Here is an 18,901-nt window from a genome sequence, read left to right on the forward strand (position 1 = left end):
CACACCGGCCCTGACCTGGCCCTATGGCGTCCCGGAAACGCGCCGCAGAACCCCCCGCGACGGCCGAAAACCGTGGCCGGATTTCATGCCCCCGCAACGCGACCGCCACGCGTTCGCCGACACCGCCGCCCTTTGCCGCCTGTTCGGACGCCCTCGGGGTCGAACCCGCCCCCGCAGGTGCCCGCCCGCTCGGGGCGCTCTTTCGTGACCCGACCCGTCTCACATGAGAGGGCGAGATCACACCCTGTCGTTATAGTGGTTCCCAAGGTGACCCCCCTAGCATTCGAGCCATGACGGTCCTGCCTGATGACGGGCTCTCCTTGGCCGCCGAGTTCCCTGACGCGACGCATGAGCAGTGGCAGCGCCTGGTAGAGGGCGTTCTACGCAAGTCCGGCAAGGACGTATCCGGCGATGCTGCAGAAGACGCGTTGTCCACAAAGCTCGAGGACGGGCTCACCACCCGCCCGCTGTACACCGCGCCCGAAACGGCCGACGAAACCGGTTTCCCCGGGTTCGCACCGTTCGTCCGGGGCGGCAGCCCCGCCGGCGGTGCCGCCGGTGGCTGGGACGTGCGGCAGCGGTACCTCGGCAGCGATGCCGCACGGGTGAACGAGGCCGTTCTCACCGACCTCGAGAACGGGGTCACCTCCCTCTGGCTGTCCCTGGGCGGACCCGGCGGACTCCCCGTCGACGCGCTCCCCCGCGTCCTCGACGGCGTCTACCTCGACCTGGCGCCCGTCTCCCTGGACGCCGGAGCCGAATACGCCGAGGCCGCCCGCGCCTTGCTCCGCCTGTACGCCGAGCGCGGTGTGACCCCCGAGGCCGCCCGCGCGAGCCTCGGCGCCGACCCGCTGGGCCACGAGGCCCGTACGGGTGAGGTCCTGGACCCGGCCGGCGCCGTCGGGCTCGCCCGTGAGGCGGCCGCACACTGGCCCGGCGTCCGCGCCCTCGCCGTCGACGCCCTGCCGTACCACGAGGCCGGCGGCAGCGCGGCCGAGGAGCTGGGGCTGTCCCTGGCCACCGGCGTCGCCTACCTCCGCGCCCTCACCGAAGCCGACGGCGAGACCGGAGCCGCCGGCGCCCTCGATGTCCAAGCCGCCCTCGGCCAGCTCGAGTTCCGCTACGCCGCGACCGCCGACCAGTTCCTCACCATCGCGAAGTTCCGCGCCGCCCGCCGTCTGTGGGCCCGGATCGCCGAGGCCTGCGGGGCCCCTGAGGCCGGCGCCCAGCGCCAGCACGCCGTCACCTCGCCGGTCATGATGACCCGCCGCGACCCCTGGGTGAACATGCTGCGCACCACCGTCGCCTGCATGGCGGCGGGCGTGGGCGGGGCCGACTCGGTCACCGTGCTCCCCTTCGACCACGAGCTGGGCCTGCCGGACGCCTTCGCGCGCCGCATCGCCCGCAACACCTCCACCATCCTGCTGGAGGAGTCGCACCTGGCCCGCGTCATCGACCCGGCCGGCGGCTCGTACTACGTCGAGCAGCTCACCGACGAACTGGCCCACGCCGCCTGGGAGTTCTTCCAGACGATCGAGAAGGCCGGCGGTCTGGCCGCCGCCCTGCGCTCCGGCCTCGTCGCCGAGCGGCTCGCCGCGACCTGGGCCGAGCGCTCCAAGAAGCTCGCCAAGCGCCGCGAACCCATCACGGGAGTCAGCGAGTTCCCGCTGCTCTCGGAGAAGCCCCTCGACCGCGAGCCCGCCCCGGCGGGTCCCACCGGCGGGCTGCCCCGCGTACGGCGCGACGAGGCGTACGAGGCGCTGCGCGCCCGCAGCGACGCACACCTGGCCGCGACCGGGAACCGTCCGCGGATCTTCCTCGCCGCGCTGGGCCCGGCGGCCGCGCACACCGCGCGCGCCACCTTCGCCGCGAACCTGTTCCAGGCGGGCGGCGTCGAGGCGGTCCACGACCCGGTGTCGGTGGACGCGGCGACGGCTGCCGAGGCCTACGCCGCGAGCGGCGCGGACGGCATGGCCGTGCTGTGCTCCAGCGACGCGCTGTACGAGGAGCAGGCCGAGGCGGTGGCCGAGGCCCTGCGCGCGGCCGGTGCGACGACCGTGTTCCTCGCGGGCAAGCCCGGCACCTCGGCCGGCGCCGTGGACGAGTACGTCTTCGCCGGCTGCGATGCGGTCGCCGTGCTGTCCTCCGTACTCGACCGGATGGGAGTCGCTCTGTGAGCAGCATCCCCGATTTCTCCTCGCTCGCGCTGGGCGGCGGCGCCTCCGCTGCCGGCTCCGAGGAGCAGTGGCGTGCGGCGGTGAAGGAGTCCACCGGGTCCGCCGCCGGCGACCTGCTGTGGGAGACCCCCGAGGGCATCGGCGTGAAGCCGCTGTACACCGGGCGCGACCTGGAGGGCCTGGACTTCCTGCGGACCTACCCGGGCGTGGCCCCGTACCTGCGCGGCCCGTACCCGACCATGTACGTCAACCAGCCCTGGACGATCCGCCAGTACGCGGGCTTCTCCACGGCCGAGGAGTCGAACGCCTTCTACCGGCGCAACCTCGCGGCCGGCCAGAAGGGCCTGTCGATCGCCTTCGACCTGCCCACGCACCGCGGCTACGACAGCGACCACCCGCGCGTCACGGGCGACGTCGGCATGGCGGGCGTGGCGATCGACTCGATCTACGACATGCGCCAGCTCTTCGACGGCATCCCGCTGGACAAGATGACGGTGTCGATGACGATGAACGGCGCGGTGCTGCCGGTCCTCGCCCTCTACATCGTGGCGGCGGAGGAGCAGGGCGTCTCCCCCGAGAAGCTCGCCGGGACCATCCAGAACGACATCCTCAAAGAGTTCATGGTCCGCAACACCTACATCTACCCGCCCAAGCCCTCGATGCGGATCATCTCCGACATCTTCTCGTTCACCTCGCAGAAGATGCCCCGGTACAACTCCATCTCGATCTCCGGGTACCACATCCAGGAGGCCGGGGCCACGGCCGACCTGGAGCTCGCGTACACCCTCGCGGACGGTGTGGAGTACCTGCGCGCCGGGCAGGCCGTCGGGCTGAACGTGGACGCCTTCGCGCCGCGCCTGTCGTTCTTCTGGGCGATCGGCATGAACTTCTTCATGGAGGTCGCGAAGCTGCGCGCCGCACGCCTGCTGTGGGCGCGCCTGGTCAAGCAGTTCGACCCGCAGAACGCGAAGTCCCTCTCCCTGCGCACGCATTCGCAGACCTCCGGCTGGTCCCTGACCGCGCAGGACGTCTTCAACAACGTGACGCGTACCTGCGTCGAGGCGATGGCGGCGACCCAGGGGCACACCCAGTCGCTGCACACCAACGCCCTCGACGAGGCGCTCGCGCTGCCGACGGACTTCTCGGCGCGCATCGCCCGCAACACCCAGCTGCTGCTCCAGCAGGAGTCGGGGACCTGCCGGTCGATCGACCCGTGGGGCGGCAGCGCGTACGTCGAGAAGCTGACGTACGACCTGGCGCGCCGGGCCTGGCAGCACATCCAGGAGGTCGAGGCGGCCGGCGGCATGGCGCAGGCCATCGACGCGGGCATCCCGAAGCTGCGCGTGGAGGAGGCCGCCGCCCGTACGCAGGCGCGGATCGACTCGGGGCGCCAGCCGGTGATCGGCGTGAACAAGTACCGGGTGGAGAACGACGAGCAGATCGACGTCCTCAAGGTCGACAACTCCTCGGTGCGCACGCAGCAGATCGAGAAGCTGCGGCGGCTGCGCGAGGAGCGCGACGAGGCGGTCACGCAGGACGCACTGCGGGCGCTGACGAACGCGGCCGAGCGGGGCGCCGGGCAGGGCATGGAGGGCAACCTCCTCGCGCTGGCGGTGGACGCGGCGCGGGCCAAGGCGACCGTGGGTGAGATCTCGGACGCACTCGAGAAGGTGTACGGGCGGCACGCGAGCCAGATCCGTACGATCTCGGGTGTGTACCGCACCGAGGCAGGCGAGTCCCCGAACGTGGAGCGCACGCGTGCGCTGGTCGACCGGTTCGAGGAGGCGGAGGGCCGCCGTCCGCGCGTGCTGGTCGCCAAGATGGGCCAGGACGGGCACGACCGCGGCCAGAAGGTCATCGCGACCGCCTTCGCCGACCTGGGCTTCGACGTGGACGTCGGCCCGCTGTTCCAGACCCCGGCGGAGGTGGCCCGCCAGGCCGTCGAGGCGGACGTCCACGTGGTGGGCGTGTCGTCGCTGGCGGCCGGCCACCTGACCCTCGTACCGGCGCTGCGCGAGCAGTTGGCGGAGGAGGGGCGCGAGGACATCATGATCGTGGTGGGCGGGGTGATCCCGCCGGCCGACGTGCCGACCCTGCTCGAGATGGGCGCTGCGGCGGTGTTCCCGCCCGGCACCGTGATCCCGGACGCGGCCCACGACCTGGTGACGCGGCTGGCCGCGGATCTGGGCCACGAGCTGTAGGCGCGGCCGATGCCTCCGAAGATCGACATCGAGGCCTACGCGAAGGGGGTGCTCGACGGGAAGCGTGCGTTCATCGCGCGCGCGATCACGCTCGTCGAGTCCACCCTGCCCGCTCACCGGGCCCTCGCGCAGGGGCTGTTGACGGAGCTGCTGCCGCATGCGGGGCGGGCCCGGCGGATCGGTATCAGCGGGGTGCCGGGCGTCGGCAAGTCCACGTTCATCGATGCGTTCGGCACGATGCTGACGGGGCTGGGCCACCGGGTCGCGGTCCTGGCCGTGGATCCGTCCTCGACCCGCACGGGCGGCTCGATCCTGGGTGACAAGACGCGGATGGAGCGCCTGTCGGTGGACCCGGCGGCGTTCGTGCGCCCGTCGCCTTCGGCGGGGACGCTGGGCGGGGTGGCGAAGGCCACCCGCGAGTCGATGATCGTGATGGAGGCGGCGGGCTACGACGTGGTCCTCGTCGAGACGGTCGGCGTGGGCCAGTCGGAGACGACGGTCGCCGGCATGGTCGACTCCTTCCTCCTGCTCTCCCTGGCCCGTACGGGGGATCAGCTCCAGGGCATCAAGAAGGGCGTCCTGGAGCTGGCGGACGTCCTCGCGGTGAACAAGGCGGACGGCCCGCACGAGCGCGACGCGAAGGCGGCGGCACGGGAGTTGTCGGGCGCGCTGCGCCTCATGCACCCCGCGGACGCGGCCTGGACCCCGCCGGTGCTGACGTGCAGCGCGCGGGAGTCGGCGGGTCTGGACGAGGTGTGGAACCGCCTGGAGCAGCACCGGCGACTGCTGGACGCGGGGGGCCGGCTGGCGGCCAAGCGGGCGGCGCAGCAGGTGGAGTGGACCTGGTCGATGGTCCGGGACGAGCTCCTGGAGCGGCTGCGCGCCGACCCGTCGGTCCGCGACCTGGCCCCGGCCCTGGAGGCTGCGGTGCGCGCGGGCACGGTCACCCCCACCTCGGCGGCGGACCGCATCCTCTCGGCGTTCGGCCGGGGGTGAGCGGTCCCCGAGACCGGTCGGCCGCCGCGCGGGGAGACGACACCGCGCAGCGGCACCCGGTCGGCGTCAGGGTCAGACGGTGACCAGGGTGGCCGGGTCCGTGGAGGCCAGGCAGCGCTGCAGGATGCGCCCCTGCTCCGCCGGATCCGTGGCGGCCAGCAGCGCCGAAAGCACCGCGATCCGCGCCTGCGGCGCCCGCAAGGTCCCCGTCGCAACGGCCCCCGCCGCCACCAGGTCCACCGCACCGCCGTGCGTGTAGATCTCCGTGACCGGCCCGGCGGCCACCCGCGTGGTCAGCGCCACCAGCACGCCCCGCGCCACGGCGTCCTTCACCGCGGCCACGATCTCCGGCGTGGCGTTGCCCGCGCCCGTGCCGACGAGGACGATGCCCCGCGCTCCCGCCGCGACCGCCGCGTTCAGGAGCACCGGGTCGCCGTCGGCGTGGTGCATCACCATGTCCACCCGCGGCGGCAGCTCCGGCATCGCGGGCAGCGGCAGCGGCTCCGGGCGCTGCGGGGCGCGCAGCATGGTGACCTTCCCGAAGCCGATCTTCCCGAGCAGTTCCTTCGAGGGGTCGGCGAACGCGTCCAGCGCCACCGCCTGGGTCTTCACCGTGCCGCGGGCCGCGTGGACCCGGCCCCCGAAGGCGATCAGCACGCCGAGCCCCCGCGTGCTCGCCGCGGTGAGCAGCGCGTCGTACAGGTTGCCCGGGCCGTCCCCGTCCGCGGTGCCCATGGGGCGCTGCGCGCCGGTGAACACCACGGTGCGCGGGTCGTGGTGGTGCAGGTCGACGAGGAAGGCCGACTCCTCGAGGGTGTCGGTGCCGTGCGTGACGACGATGCCGTCCACGCCCGGGTCGGCGAGCACCTCGTGCACGGTGCGCAGCAGGGTGAGCTGGTGGGCGGTGGTGAGCCGGGGGCTGTTCACGCTGAACAGGTCCACCACCTCGACGGTGATGTCCTCGGGCAGCGGAGCGGTGGCCATGACCTCGCTGCCGTCGGCATCGGCCGCGAAGCCTGAGCCCTGCCAGCGGCTGGCTATGGTCCCGCCGGTGCTGATGACGACGATCCGTCCCATGGCCGCGGCCGCCCTTCTCTCGCGTGTCTCTCGTACACATGTGCTGAAAGCAGCAATGATACGGACATCTACGCGCAATGCGATTGCCTCTTCAGGCCGACCCCGGCTGAGGGAGTAGGTGATAATTGCGCAATGGACTCGATTGACCGGGATATCTTGCGCGAGCTCCAGGCTGACGGCCGCCTCAGCAACCAGGAGCTCGCCGCGCGCGTCGGCCTGACCCCTTCCCCCTGTATGCGCCGGGTACGCCAGCTCGAGCAGGACGGGGTGATCCAGGGCTACCGTGCCGTGATCTCCCCCGAGGCGGTCGACCGCGGCTTCGAGGTGCTCGTCTCGGTCGAGGTACGCCGCGACCGCGCCGCCGTCGAGGCCTTCGAGGCGGCCCTCCAGGACATCCCCGACGTCATCGAGGCGTACCGCCTCTTCGGCAGCCCCGGCTGCCTCCTGCGCATCGCGGTCGCGGACCTGCGCGCGTACGAACGCCTCTGGATCGAAAAACTGACGGCCCTCTCCGGCATCACCGAGGTCAACTCGCAGATCATCATGAAACGCATCAAGGAACCGATGGGCCTGCCCGTCGAGCGCTGACGTCGAGCGCTGACGTCGAGCGCTGACGTCGACCCCCAGACCTACCGGACCGAGCGAAGGAAGCAGCACCCCATGGAACCTCTCGGCGCAGGCGACCCGGTCCGGCTGGGCCCGTACCGACTCCTCGGCGTCCTCGGCGCCGGCGGCATGGGCAAGGTCTACTTCGGGCGGGACGACGGCGGCCGGACCGCGGCGGTCAAGGTGCTGCTGCCGGAGCTCGCGCACGACCCCAACCTCGCCCAGCGGTTCGTCCGCGAGGCGCACACCGCGCAGGCCGTCACCAGCTCCGGCGTGGCCCGCGTCCTGAACGCGATGAGCGAGGACGGCAACCGGCCCTGGATCGCCACCGAGTTCCTGACCGGGCCCACCCTCGACGACGCCGTCCGCCGGCACGGGCCGTTCGGCGCCGACGGGGTCCGCGCGCTCGCCGCCTCGCTCGCCGCCACCCTGGGCGAGATCCACGCCGCGGGACTGGTCCACCGCGACCTGAAGCCGGCCAACATCGTGCTCACGTCGGACGGGCCGCGCGTCATCGACTTCGGCATCGCCCGACCCGAGCACGGGCTGACGCTCACCACCACCGGCCAGGTCCCGGCCACCCCCGGCTACGGCGCCCCCGAGCAGGTGCTCGGCCGGCGCGTGGGCCCCGCCGCGGACGTCTTCTCGCTGGGCGCGGTGCTCGCGTACGCGGCGACCGGGCAGCGCGCCTTCGACGGGACGCACGTGGCCGCCGTGCAGTACGAGGTGGTTCACGGCGAGGCTCGACTCGACGGTGTGCCGGATGAGTTGCGCCGGCTCATAGCACCCTGCCTCGCCAAGGACCCCGCGCTGCGCCCGACCCCCGAGCAGATCGCGGGCGCCTTCGCACCGCCGCGCGGAGCGGACCGCGTCTGGCGCAAGGGGCCGCTCGCCCAGGACATCGCGCGCCGCGGGAACGAGGCCGAGCGGCAGGCCGCCACGGTGATCGGCCAGGAGCCCGGAACCGGCCCCTCCCGCAGACGGGTCCTTCGCGCCTCCCTCGCGGCCGGCGGGGCCCTGGCCGCCACCGGCGGTGCGACGGGCGCCTGGTGGCTGATGCGCGGCGAGTCCCTCCCCCCGCCCGGCACGGCCCGCAACGCGCAGCCCCTTTCCCCGCTCTCCACGCAGTCCGGCACGCCTCCGGACCCGCTGTGGGGGCCGCTGCCGGTGGCGGCGCAGGCGGTGGACGGTGTGGTCACCACCCCGCTCCCGCTGCTCGACGTGGTCGTCTTCGCCGCGAAGGAGGGCGGGCTGGCGGCCCGGCTGACGGCCGACGGCAAGGAGAAGTGGCGGCTGCCCGGCACCGTCCCCGCGGCCGGCCTGGTCGCCCTGCCCGGCAACCGGTTCGTCACCGGCGGTCCCGGCGGGGGGCTGCTCTGCTTCGAAGCCTCCACCAGCAAGCGGCTGTGGACGGTGGCCGCCGACACCCACCGCATCCTGGCCGCGGACGCGTCGGCCGTGTACCTGGTGACCCGGGACGGGCGGCTGCGCGCCGTGGACACCAGCACCCGCAAGGTCCGCTGGACCGTGGCGCTGGAGCAGACCGCCCTGCGGTCGCCCGGCTCGAAGGCCGCACCCGGCGCACGGGCCGCGGCCGGCCCGGACCGGCTCGTGGTCTGCGGCGCGTACGGCACCGTCTTCGCCGTCGACACCGCGACGGGCGCCACCGTCTGGGAGGTCGTCAGTCAGGCGCGGTCCGCCGTTCAGCCGCTCGTCGTGGGGGATGCGGTGTACCTCGGCGGCCGGACCCTGAAGGGGCTGAACATCCGGACGGGCACCGAGCTGTGGGACCCGACCGACGCGAAGGAGCCCCCGAAGGAGGACAGCGGCGGCTGGGGGCCGCCGGTCCGGTACGGCGAGTCCCTGTGGGCCATGGACGGTACGGCGATGACCCAGGCGCGGCTCGCGACCGGGGTGCCCACCCCGAACGGCAGCGCCGTCCACGGCCCCCTGCCGCACATCCCCCTCGTGGTGCAGGCTCGTACGGTCTTCGCCGTGGAGGGCGAGGGGCAGGGCGTCTCGGCGTACTCCGCCTTCAACGGCAAGCGGTTCTGGACCTGGTCGCCCGAGTCGCGCGGGGTCTGGGCGATGGCCGGAGCCGGGAACCGCCTGTTCACCGTCAACAGCTGGAAGCTGACCGCCCTGCCGGTCGTGGACTGACGATCGCCTAGGCTCGGGGGGCTCGGGCCGCGGGCTCGAGCCACGGGCCACTGGCCTCGGGCCACGGGCCACGGGCATGGGCCGAGCAACCGAACCGGGAGACCGCGCACATGGAACGCCTACGGCAGGACGACCCCGCGCAGATCGGGCCGTTCACGACCCTGGCGCGGCTCGATCCGGAATCCGCCGAGCGCTCCGTCCCCGAACGCCGGTACCTCGCGCGCAGCGCCGACGGGGAGCGCACCGTCCTCGTCGGCGTACCGCGGGCCGGGGCCGATCCCTCCCGGTGGGCGGTCGAGGCCGAGGGCGCCCGGCGGCTGCGGCTGCCGCGGTTCCTCGACGTCGCCGAGGTGGGCGGCACGGCCGGCTTCCCTTGGTACGCGACCCCGTACGAGCCGATGCTGCCGCTGCCGGCGGTGCTCGCCGCCTACGGCGGTCCGCTGCCCGAGGAGGTCGTGCGCGGGCTCGGTGCCGCCCTCGCGGAAGGGCTCGCCGCCGCGCACGCCCGCGGGGCGGCGCACGCGGGGCTGTCGCCGGCCGCCGTGCTGGTCACCGCCGGCGGGCCGGTGCTGTCGTGTTTCGGCGCCGTGCGGGCCGCCGCTCCCGACGGCGTGCACCGGGCGGGGCTGCCGGGAATCGACCCGGGCTGTCTGGCTCCGGAAGAGGCCTCGGGCGCAGCGCCCGGGCCGCTCGGGGACCTCTTCGCCCTGGGGTCCGTACTGGCCTATGCGTCGACCGGCCACACGGTGCCCGAGCAGGGTGAACTGCCGCCCGGGCTGCGCGGGGTGGTGGGGGCGTGCCTGGCGCGTGACCCCGCGGACCGGCCCGGGTCGGCCGGGGAGCTGCTGCGCGGCCTGGCCGCCCCCTCGAGGGTCCCGGACCCGCGGCTGCCGCCCTCCGCCGGGCCCGCCACGGCCCTCGACGGCGCCGCTCCGCCAGTCGTACTGCCGGGCCGCGTCGTCGCCGCCCTCGCCGCCCAGTCCGCGTGGCTGCTGGCCGCCGAACTCCCCACGGCACACGAGCAGTTCATCTCGTCCGCATCACCGCAGAAAGTGCACTGACCCCGATGCCTCCCCTCCCGTCCCCGCTCGCACCGCTCACGCACGACGACCCGGTGCACCTCGGTGGCCACCGGCTGCTGGCCCGGCTCGGCAGCGGCGGCATGGGCACGGTCTACCTGGCCCGGTCGGCGGGCGGGCGTACGGTCGCGCTCAAGACCGTGCACACCCGGATCGCCGCCGACACCTCCTTCCGCACCCGGTTCCGGCTGGAGTCGGACGCGGCGCGGGTCATCGGCGACCGGTACGGGGCGCGCGTGTTCGGCGCCGACCCGCTGGCGCCGACGCCGTGGCTGGCGACCGAGTACGTGATCGGCCCGCAGCTCGACGAGGCGGTGCGCCTCGGCGGTCCGCTGCCCGAGGCGTCGGTCCGGTCGCTGGGCGCCGATCTCGCCCGGGCCCTGGGCCAGTTGCACCGCTCGGACGTCGTGCACCGCGACCTCAAGCCCTCCAACATCATGGTCACCGCCGCCGGGCCCAAGGTCATCGACTTCGGCATCGCGCGCGCCCTCGGCGACGAACGGCTGACCAGTACCGGGGCCGCGGCCGGCACCCCCGCCTTCATGTCGCCGGAGCAGGCCGGAGGCCTCGAACACACCCCGGCCGGCGATGTGTTCGCGCTGGCGGGCGTCCTGGTCTTCGCGGCCACGGGGCACGGCCCGTTCGGCGGCGGCCAGGCCGCGGACCTCCTCTACCGGGTGCGGTACGCGGAGGCCGACCTCGGCGGCGTACCGGCCGTACTGGCCCCGCTGCTGGCCCGCTGCCTGAGCAAGGACCCGGCACTGCGGCCGGGCACCGGCGAGCTGGCGGAGCTCCTCTCCCCCGGCGAGCCGGCCGTCTTCGCCGACGGGCTGCCGCAGCCGGTCCTCGCGGACATCGCCCGGCGGGCCGCGGCGGTGTGGCAGCCGCCGCCGGCCCGGCTCGCGGCGCCCGCCGAGGAGCCGGAGACCGCCGCTGCGGCCCGGACCGGCTTGTCGCGGCGCCGGCTCCTGACGCTGGGCGGCGGCGCGGCGGTCGCCGGGACCGTACTTGCTGCGGGCGGCGGCTGGTGGGCCTGGCGCAGCAGCCGCCCGGACACCGCGGCGAAAAAAAAGCCCGCCCTGCAGCCGCCGCCCGACCCTCTGTGGTGGGTCGACGCGGTGATCCCCCCGGTCCTCCCCGAGCCCCTGTGCGTGGGCGACGCCCTGGTCGCGGTCGCGGGCACCACGGTCGGGGCCTTCGACGCGCGGACCGGCAGCGACAAGACGGAGTTCCTCGGCTACGCGGACCGCTGGCGGGTCGGCACCGACGGCAAGGTCCTGTACGGGCTCGGGAGGCGGGACCCGGACACCGCACCCGACAAGGCGGTCGCGGTCTCCGTCCTGCCCATGGAGTACGTGGAACGCGGCAAGGAGGCGCCGCCCCGCGTTCGCCTGCCCGCGTTCGACGGCGCCCACCGCTTGACCCAGATCCTGGGCGCGAGCGGGGACACGGTCTTCCTGCACGCGAAGGCCGCGGGGGGCGAGGAGTGGTGGGTGGTGGCCGCGAGCCTGACCTCCGGCAAGGAGCTGTGGCGCCGGCCGGCGGCGGGCCCCACCCCGCACCAGATCAAGCTCGAGTACCCGGCTGTCCTGCGGCTCAAGGCAGTACGCGGCGGGGTACTGCTGTGGCAGCGGGCCGAACTCGGCGACGACCTGCGGGTCTCCCTCCACGACGCGGCGAACGGCACCGAACGCTGGTCCGCGACCCTGGCGGCGCCGGGCGCGACCCCCGACCAGCCGGCCACGGACGACGACCACGTCTACCTCGGCGCGGCCACGGTCCAGGCCCTCCGCCTCTCGGACGGCAAACCCGCCTGGTCCTTCGGCGAGGGCCGCGACGTGGGACCGGTCGCGGGCAAACGCCGCTACGGCATCCCGACGGTCCGGGACGGCGTGGTCTACGCCGTCGAGGGCACCCACGGCCTCGTCGCCCTGGACGCCCGCACCGGAGCGGAACGCTGGCGCGAACCCACCCCGAAGAAGTCCGCCGCAGGGGAGTCCACCCCCAACCGCGACGTGGCCCCGGTGGCCACGCCGAACCACGTCTACCTCTTGGACACCCTGGGCGTCCGAGCCGTGGACCTCCGCACGCACCTCCCGGTCTGGCGCTACGAGACCAAGGCGACCACCCTCACACCGGACCCGTCGGGCACCCGCCTGCACGTCCGCGAGAAGAGCAGAATGACGTCCCTCCCGACCGACTGAAGCCACGTACCGCAACCCTCGGCCCAAGCCCCGCGAACAGACCACCGGCCCGGCAGCGTCCGTGAACGCGCCCGGGCCGGCGTGACGGGGCTTCAGGCCCTCAGACGTCGTCGCGGATGGGCTCCAGGATGGCCACGCACTCCATGTGGTGGGTCATCGGGAAGAGGTCGAAGACGCGGAGGGTGCGGGGCTTGTAGCCGGCCTCCTTGAAGTACGCCAGGTCTCGGGCCAGGGCCGCCGGGTCGCAGGCCACGTACGCGATGCGGCGGGGCGAGAGGCCGGCGATGTGGCGGACCGTCTGCTTGCCCGCGCCCGCGCGGGGCGGGTCCAGGACGACCAGGTCGCACTCCGTGATGCCGGTCTTCGGGAGGACCGTCTCGACCTTGCCCTGCTCGATGCGGACGCGGGGGAAGTCCGCCAGGTTGTGCCGGGCGTCCTCGACCGCGCGCTTCGTGGACTCGATGCCGAGCACCGCGCCCGTCTCGCCCAGGCGTTCGGCGAGGGCGCCCGCGAAGATGCCGACGCCGCAGTAGAGGTCGAGGGCCATCTCGCCCTTGCGCGGCATCAGGCCCTGCATGACGGCCTTGATCAGGGTGTCCGCGGCCTGCGGGTGGACCTGCCAGAAGCCGCCCATGCCGACGCGGTACGTACGGCCGTCCGCGCGCTCGCGGACGAAGGGGCGGCCGTGGACGCGGTGGACCCCGCCGTCCTTCTCCTCGACCCGGAGGACCGACACCGGCTTGTCCAGCTCGACCAGCGGGAGGCGGCCGCCCGGGCGCGGGGTGAGGACGACCTGGCGGTCCTGGGAGCCGGTCGCGGCGATCGCCTCGACGGTGGCCATCTGGGGCCAGTCCTGCTTCTCGATGCCGAGTTCGCTGACGCCCGGCGCCGCGATCATGCAGTGGTCGACCGGCTCGATGTCGTGCGAGCGGTGCTTGCGCAGGCCCGCGCGGCCGGTCTCGTCGATGGCGTACTGGACGCGGGTGCGCCACTGCGGGACCTGGCCCGCCGGGAGCTTGTCGCCCTCGGCCGGCATGACCGTGCCGTCCCAGCCGGCCTCCTCCGGGGTCAGGCCGGCGAGCCGCTGCAGCTGCTCGGCGACGACCTCGCCCTTGAGCCGGCGCTGGGCGCCCGGCTTGGCGTGCTGCCAGTCGCAGCCGCCGCACTTGCCGGGGCCGGCGTACGGGCACGGGGCCTCGACGCGGTCCTTGGAGGCCTCGAGGACGGTGATCGCGTCGGCGCGCAGGAAGCGGGAGTCCGTCTCGCCCTCGGTGACCTTGGCGATCACCTTCTCTCCCGGGAGGGTGTGCCGGACGAACAGGACCCGTCCGTCGGAGGTCCGGGCGATGCAGATGCCGCCGTGCGCGACGGGGCCGACCTCGACCTCGTACTCCTCCCCGACCAAGGACTGCTTCTCGTTCTGCTCGGTCATGGTGGGGAGACTCCAAAACATAAATGGGAACGGCCGGACGACCGACCCACCAGTTTACGTGGATCTCGTCCGGCCGTTCGCCACACCGACAACGGCGCTACTTGCCCGCGCGGTCCTTCGGGCGCGGGGTGTCCACCGGTCCGCGGCGCACCGCGCCCGGGGCGTTCCACTCCTGCCGCTTCTTCGCCCGCTTCTTCGCCAGCTCCGAGGACTCCAGCTGGTACGGCACCGAGGTGACCATCACGCCGGGGGTGAACAGCAGGCGGCCCTTGAGCCGCAGCGCGCTCTGGTTGTGCAGCAGGTGCTCGTACCAGCGGCCGACGACGTACTCCGGGATGTAGACGCTGACGGCGTCGCGCGGGTTCTCGCTGCGCAGGCCCTTGACGTACTCGATCACCGGGCGGGTGATCTCGCGGTACGGGGAGTCGAGGATCTTCAGCGGTACGTTGATCCCGCGCCGCTCCCACTCCTCCTTCAGCGCCTTCGTCTCGGCCGCGTCCACGCTGATGCTGAGCGCTTCCAGGGTGTCCGAGCGGGTCAGCTTGGCGAAGGCCAGGGCGCGCAGCGTGGGCTTGTGCACCTTGGAGACCAGCACGATCGAGTGGACCCGCGAGGGCCGCACGCTGTCGTCGCTGGGGCCCTCGGCGGCGGCGATCTCGGCGGCGACCCGGTCGTAGTGCTTCCGGATCGCGGTCATCGTGCCGTAGAAGATCACCATGCCCAGCAGGGCGACCCAGGCGCCGTGCGTGAACTTGGTGGCCAGGACCACGACCAGCACCAGGCCCGTGAAGATCGCGCCGAAGGTGTTGATCGCCCGGGAGCGGTGCATCCGGCGCCGCGAGGCCTGGTCCTTCTCGGTGCGCAGGTGGCGGTTCCAGTGCCGGACCATGCCGATCTGGCTCAGCGTGAAGGAGACGAACACGCCGACGATGTAGAGCTGGATCAGCTTGGTGGAGTCGGCGTCGTAGATCCACACGAGCAGGATGGCCGCGCCCGCGAGCAGCACGATGCCGTTGGAGAACGCGAGCCGGTCGCCGCGGGTGTGCAGCTGGCGCGGCAGGTAGCGGTCCTGCGCGAGGATCGAGCCGAGCAGCGGGAAGCCGTTGTACGCGGTGTTGGCGGCCAGGAACAGGACGAGCGCGGTGGCGGTCGCCAGCACGACGAACAGGAAGCTGCCGTTGCCGAAGACGGCCTCGGCCACCTGGGAGATCACCGGGTGCTGGACGAACTCGGGGCCGACGGGGACGCCGTTGTCCAGCAGGTTGGTCGCGGGCGACTCGGCCATCTTCACGTCGGTGGCCATGGCCAGGCCGATGATCCCGCAGAACATGGTGACCGCCAGGGCGCCCATCAGGGCGAGGGTGGAGGCGGCGTTCTTGCTCTTGGGCTTGCGGAAGGCGGGGACGCCGTTGCTGATCGCCTCGACGCCGGTCAGGGCGGCACATCCGGAGGAGAAGGCCCGCAGCAGCAGGAAGACCAGCGCGAAGCCGGCCAGCCCCTGGTGCTCGGCCTTGATCTCCAGGTGGGCCGTCGGGGCCTGCATGGTGTCGCCGGTGACGAGGCCGCGCCAGGCGCCCCAGGCGATCATCACGAAGACGGCGCCGACGAACACGTACGTCGGGATCGCGAAGAGTTTTCCGGATTCCTTCACGCCGCGCAGATTCATCAGCGTGAGCAGAAGAATCATGATCACCGCGGAGAGCACCTTGTGCTCGATGACGAAATCCACGGCGGAGCCGAGGTTCTCGACTCCGGAGGAGATCGACACGGCGACGGTCAGGACGTAGTCGACGAGCAGGGCGCTCGCCACCGTGAGTCCGGCCTTGGGCCCGAGGTTGGTGTTGGCGACCTCGTAGTCGCCGCCGCCGCTCGGGTACGCGTGGACGTTCTGGCGGTACGAGGCGACCACGGTGAACATCAGCACGACGACCGCGGCGGCGATCCAGGGGCTGAAGTGGTACGCCGACACACCCGCGATCGACAGGACCAGCAGGACCTCTCCGGGGGCATATGCCACTGAGGAGAGCGGGTCGGAAGCGAAGACAGGGAGGGCGATCCTCTTGGGGAGGAGCGTTTCCCCGAGGCGGTCGCTGCGTAGCGCCCGGCCGATCAGGATCCGTTTGGGCACGTCGGTCAGTTTGGACACGCAGAGGATCGTATGCGTTCGAAATCCGGCTGACGAACCCCCCGCCGGTATTCCAGGGCAATGAGTCGCCGTCTGGACCGCAAAGGTCACAACGGGGACCGCCCGTGTGTAGCTTGGGCCATGGTCTGAGACCCTGTTAAGCCAGAGCATGCAATGAGGCTGGAAACCAGCGAGCGCTGACAGCCGGAAGGACGGCCGTGCACATCGTCATTATGGGCTGCGGACGGGTGGGCTCCGCCCTCGCGCAGACCTTGGAACAGCAGGGGCATACGGTCGCGGTCGTCGACCAGGACCCCACCGCATTCCGCCGGCTGGGAGCCGGATTCGGCGGCCGCCGCGTCACCGGGGTCGGCTTCGACCAGGACACGCTCCGCGAGGCCGGGATCGAGGAGGCGGGCGCTTTCGCAGCCGTCAGCAGTGGTGACAATTCCAACATCATCGCCGCCCGCGTGGCGCGCGAGATGTTCGGTGTCGAGAACGTCGCCGCCCGCATCTACGACCCGAAGCGCGCCGAGGTCTACCAGCGCCTGGGCATCCCGACCGTGGCCACCGTGCGGTGGACCGCCGACCAGATGCTGCGCCGGCTGCTGCCGTCCGGGGCCGAGCCGTTGTGGCGCGACCCGAGCGGCGGGGTCCAGCTCGCCGAGGTGCACACCTCCGCCGCCTGGATCGGGCACAAGGTCAGCAAGCTGCAGGACGAGACCGGTGTCCGCGTGGCCTTCCTCACCCGACTGGGCGAGGCCATGCTGCCGACGTCCCAGACGGTGCTGCAGGAGGGCGACCTCGTCCACGTGATGATGCGTACGGACGAGATCGACAAGGTCGAGGCGGCCTTCGCAGAAGGCCCCGAGGAGGCACACGCATGAGGGTCGCGATCGCCGGAGCCGGCGCGGTGGGCCGTTCCATCGCGGGCGAGCTGCTGGAGAACGGGCACGAGGTGCTGCTCGTCGACAAGGCGCCGACCGCCATCTCCGTGGAGCGGGTGCCGCAGGCCGAGTGGCTGCTGGCCGACGCCTGCGAGATCACCTCGCTCGACGAGGCCGCGCTGCAGCGCTGCAACGTGGTCATCGCCGCCACGGGCGACGACAAGGTCAACCTGGTCGTCTCCCTCCTGGCCAAGACCGAGTACGGGGTCCCCCGGGTCGTGGCGCGCGTGAACAACCCGAAGAACGAGTGGCTCTTCAACGAGTCCTGGGGCGTCGACGTCGCGGTCTCCACGCCGCGTCTGATGTCGGCCCTGGTGGAGGAGGCCGTCAGCGTCGGCGACCTGGTGCGGCTGCTCCGCTTCAGCCACGGCGACGCCAACCTCGTCGAGCTGACCCTGCCCGCCGACTCCTCGGTCGCCGGGACCCAGATCAGCGAGATCACCTGGCCCGAGGACACCTCGCTGGTCACGATCATCCGCGGCAACCGGGTCCTGACCCCGCACGCGGAGGAGACGCTCGAGCCGGGCGACGAGCTGCTCTTCGTGGCCGCCCAGGCCCGCGAGGAACAGCTGGAGGACCTCCTCCAGGCCCGTCACTGACGGCACCCGACACGACGAAGGGGCGGGCCGGCCATCGGATGGCCGGCCCGCCCCTTTCACGTCACGGTGGGAGGAACCCGTCAGCGGACGGGGCGCGCGGTCAGGCCCCGTGTTCCCGGGCGGCAGCGGCCTTGGCGGCCTCTGCGGCAGCGTCCTTGGCCTCCCACTCCGCGATCACGTCGATCGGCGGCGGTGCCTTCGCCAGGAACACCCACGTGAAGTACACCGCGAGCACCATCGGGGGCAGCTTCAGCGCGATGAGCACCCAGCCCAGCTGCGTCGCGTCGCCCCACCAGTACAGCGGGAAGAGGATCGCGTACTTGGCGAGGAAGATGATGCCCCAGGCCAGACTGGCCTTCGTGTACGCCTTCTTGCGCCCGGGGTTGCGGGTGCGCCAGGACAGGTTCTCCTTGAACACCGGGCCCAGGATCACGCCCAGCAGCGGGAACCCCACGAGCGCGGACACCGTGAAGGCCACGCCCAGCCCGGCGCCGTAGATCATGCCGGGCAGGTAGAAGCCCTTGGCGGTACCGGTGAACAGGGCGAAGGCCACGCCGACCCCCACGCCGAAGACCCCGCTGAAGGCGTGCTTCACGGTGTCCTTGCGCAGCAGCCGCACGATCACGAGCAGGACCGCGACCGCGCCCGCCGCGATCGCGGACATCTTCACGTCCTTGTTGACCGTGTAGATCATCACGAAGAGCAGCCCGGGGAGCATCGTCTCCACGGTGCCCCGGACTCCGCCGAAGGCGTCGAAGAGCGCCGCCTGGGTCACGGCCGCCTGGTCGGGGGCCGGATCGGGGGACGGCCCGCCCTCGGGGTCCGGGGTGGTCGGTTTGTCGAATGACGTCACCGGTCAGTGCTCCTGTCCGAGCGGTCGGAGTTCGTACTTCGGGTTGAAGAGGACCCGGCGGCCGTGGCTCATCGAGATCCGCCCGGAGGCGATCATGCGCCGGCCGGGTTCGATTCCCACGATCGAGCGACGCCCGAGCCAGACCACGTCCAGCCCGGCCGAGCCGTCGAAGAGCTCCGCCTCCAGCGCGGGCACCCCCGCGCGCGGCCGAAGGGTGACGGTACGCAGGGTTCCCGTCACCTTGACTATCTGGCGGTCGTGGGAGTCGCAGATCCGCGTGCACCCCGCGGCTTCTGCGTCCTCTTGCAGCTCCGCCGAATGCAGCTCCTCCTGCGAGGTGGACAGCCGCTCTATCATCCGCCGGAACCGGCCCGCCGGCCTGACCGGCTTGGCGGACTTATCGGGACGCGGTTCAGCACTCATACAGGAAGCGTACCGGCGCCCC

General features: G+C 72.7%; 14 protein-coding genes. 9 read left to right on the plus strand and 5 right to left on the minus strand.

From position 1 onward, the window contains the following. Positions 1 to 290 precede the first annotated feature (290 nt). The 3 genes from AB5J51_RS11850 to meaB are packed head-to-tail and all read left to right on the plus strand — an operon-like array spanning position 291 to position 5,374. Positions 291 to 2,177, plus strand: a complete 1,887-nt coding sequence (locus AB5J51_RS11850) for a methylmalonyl-CoA mutase family protein (protein ID WP_369777671.1) — start codon at positions 291 to 293, stop codon at positions 2,175 to 2,177. Then, positions 2,174 to 4,378, plus strand: a complete 2,205-nt coding sequence (scpA, locus tag AB5J51_RS11855; protein ID WP_136222968.1) for a methylmalonyl-CoA mutase — start codon at positions 2,174 to 2,176, stop codon at positions 4,376 to 4,378. The genes AB5J51_RS11850 and scpA overlap by 4 nt, the downstream gene beginning before the upstream one ends. Positions 4,379 to 4,387: 9 nt before the next feature. Then, the gene (meaB, locus tag AB5J51_RS11860; protein WP_133896636.1) at positions 4,388 to 5,374 is read left to right on the plus strand and encodes a methylmalonyl Co-A mutase-associated GTPase MeaB; all 987 of its coding nucleotides are present in this window, start codon (positions 4,388 to 4,390) and stop codon (positions 5,372 to 5,374) included. Positions 5,375 to 5,446: 72 nt separating this feature from the next. Here the strand turns inward: meaB and AB5J51_RS11865 are convergent, their stop codons facing one another. Continuing rightward, complete coding sequence (locus tag AB5J51_RS11865) at positions 5,447 to 6,451, minus strand: asparaginase (protein WP_369777673.1); 1,005 nt, start codon at positions 6,449 to 6,451, stop codon at positions 5,447 to 5,449. 132 nt (positions 6,452 to 6,583) lie between these two features. Here AB5J51_RS11865 and AB5J51_RS11870 point away from each other — a divergent pair, with 132 nt between their 5' ends. The 4 genes from AB5J51_RS11870 (at position 6,584) to AB5J51_RS11885 (ending at position 12,500) form a co-directional block, all read left to right on the plus strand. Next, entirely contained in the window at positions 6,584 to 7,039 is a 456-nt protein-coding gene (locus AB5J51_RS11870) for an Lrp/AsnC family transcriptional regulator (protein WP_133896637.1), read from the plus strand. Between the two features lie 72 nt (positions 7,040 to 7,111). Then, positions 7,112 to 9,217, plus strand: coding sequence for a serine/threonine-protein kinase (locus AB5J51_RS11875; RefSeq protein ID WP_369777675.1), 2,106 nt, complete (start codon positions 7,112 to 7,114; stop codon positions 9,215 to 9,217). Between the two features lie 110 nt (positions 9,218 to 9,327). Continuing rightward, positions 9,328 to 10,278 (plus strand): serine/threonine protein kinase, encoded by a 951-nt coding sequence (locus AB5J51_RS11880; RefSeq protein WP_369777676.1) that lies wholly within the window; start codon positions 9,328 to 9,330, stop codon positions 10,276 to 10,278. Positions 10,279 to 10,283: 5 nt separating this feature from the next. Then, positions 10,284 to 12,500 carry a PQQ-binding-like beta-propeller repeat protein gene (locus tag AB5J51_RS11885; protein WP_369777677.1) on the plus strand — a complete coding sequence of 739 codons (2,217 nt, stop codon included), beginning with the start codon at positions 10,284 to 10,286 and terminating at the stop codon, positions 12,498 to 12,500. 100 nt (positions 12,501 to 12,600) lie between these two features. Here AB5J51_RS11885 and AB5J51_RS11890 read toward each other — a convergent pair whose 3' ends face one another. Together AB5J51_RS11890 and AB5J51_RS11895 are read right to left on the minus strand one after the other, a co-directional pair. Further along, positions 12,601 to 13,932: a class I SAM-dependent RNA methyltransferase gene (locus AB5J51_RS11890; RefSeq protein WP_369777678.1), complete on the minus strand. Its 1,332-nt coding sequence runs from the start codon at positions 13,930 to 13,932 to the stop codon at positions 12,601 to 12,603. 97 nt (positions 13,933 to 14,029) lie between these two features. Further along, positions 14,030 to 16,078 carry an APC family permease gene (locus AB5J51_RS11895; RefSeq protein ID WP_369777679.1) on the minus strand — a complete coding sequence of 683 codons (2,049 nt, stop codon included), beginning with the start codon at positions 16,076 to 16,078 and terminating at the stop codon, positions 14,030 to 14,032. Positions 16,079 to 16,275: 197 nt separating this feature from the next. Here AB5J51_RS11895 and AB5J51_RS11900 point away from each other — a divergent pair, with 197 nt between their 5' ends. Together AB5J51_RS11900 and AB5J51_RS11905 are read left to right on the plus strand one after the other, a co-directional pair. Then, positions 16,276 to 16,944, plus strand: coding sequence for a TrkA family potassium uptake protein (locus AB5J51_RS11900; RefSeq protein WP_136222780.1), 669 nt, complete (start codon positions 16,276 to 16,278; stop codon positions 16,942 to 16,944). Beyond that, positions 16,941 to 17,603, plus strand: a complete 663-nt coding sequence (locus tag AB5J51_RS11905) for a TrkA family potassium uptake protein (RefSeq protein WP_053691455.1) — start codon at positions 16,941 to 16,943, stop codon at positions 17,601 to 17,603. Before AB5J51_RS11900 ends, AB5J51_RS11905 begins: the two co-directional genes overlap by 4 nt. 100 nt (positions 17,604 to 17,703) lie before the next feature. On the opposite strand, the gene AB5J51_RS11910 is transcribed toward AB5J51_RS11905, so the two are convergent. Together AB5J51_RS11910 and AB5J51_RS11915 are read right to left on the minus strand one after the other, a co-directional pair. Then, positions 17,704 to 18,456 (minus strand): DUF3159 domain-containing protein, encoded by a 753-nt coding sequence (locus AB5J51_RS11910; RefSeq protein ID WP_053788483.1) that lies wholly within the window; start codon positions 18,454 to 18,456, stop codon positions 17,704 to 17,706. A gap of 3 nt (positions 18,457 to 18,459) precedes the next feature. Beyond that, positions 18,460 to 18,879, minus strand: coding sequence for an OB-fold nucleic acid binding domain-containing protein (locus AB5J51_RS11915; protein WP_078987586.1), 420 nt, complete (start codon positions 18,877 to 18,879; stop codon positions 18,460 to 18,462). Between the last annotated feature and the right edge of the window lie 22 nt (positions 18,880 to 18,901).

The sequence above is a fragment of the Streptomyces sp. R33 genome (genome assembly GCF_041200175.1).
Classification (GTDB): Bacteria; Actinomycetota; Actinomycetes; order Streptomycetales; family Streptomycetaceae; genus Streptomyces; species Streptomyces katrae_B.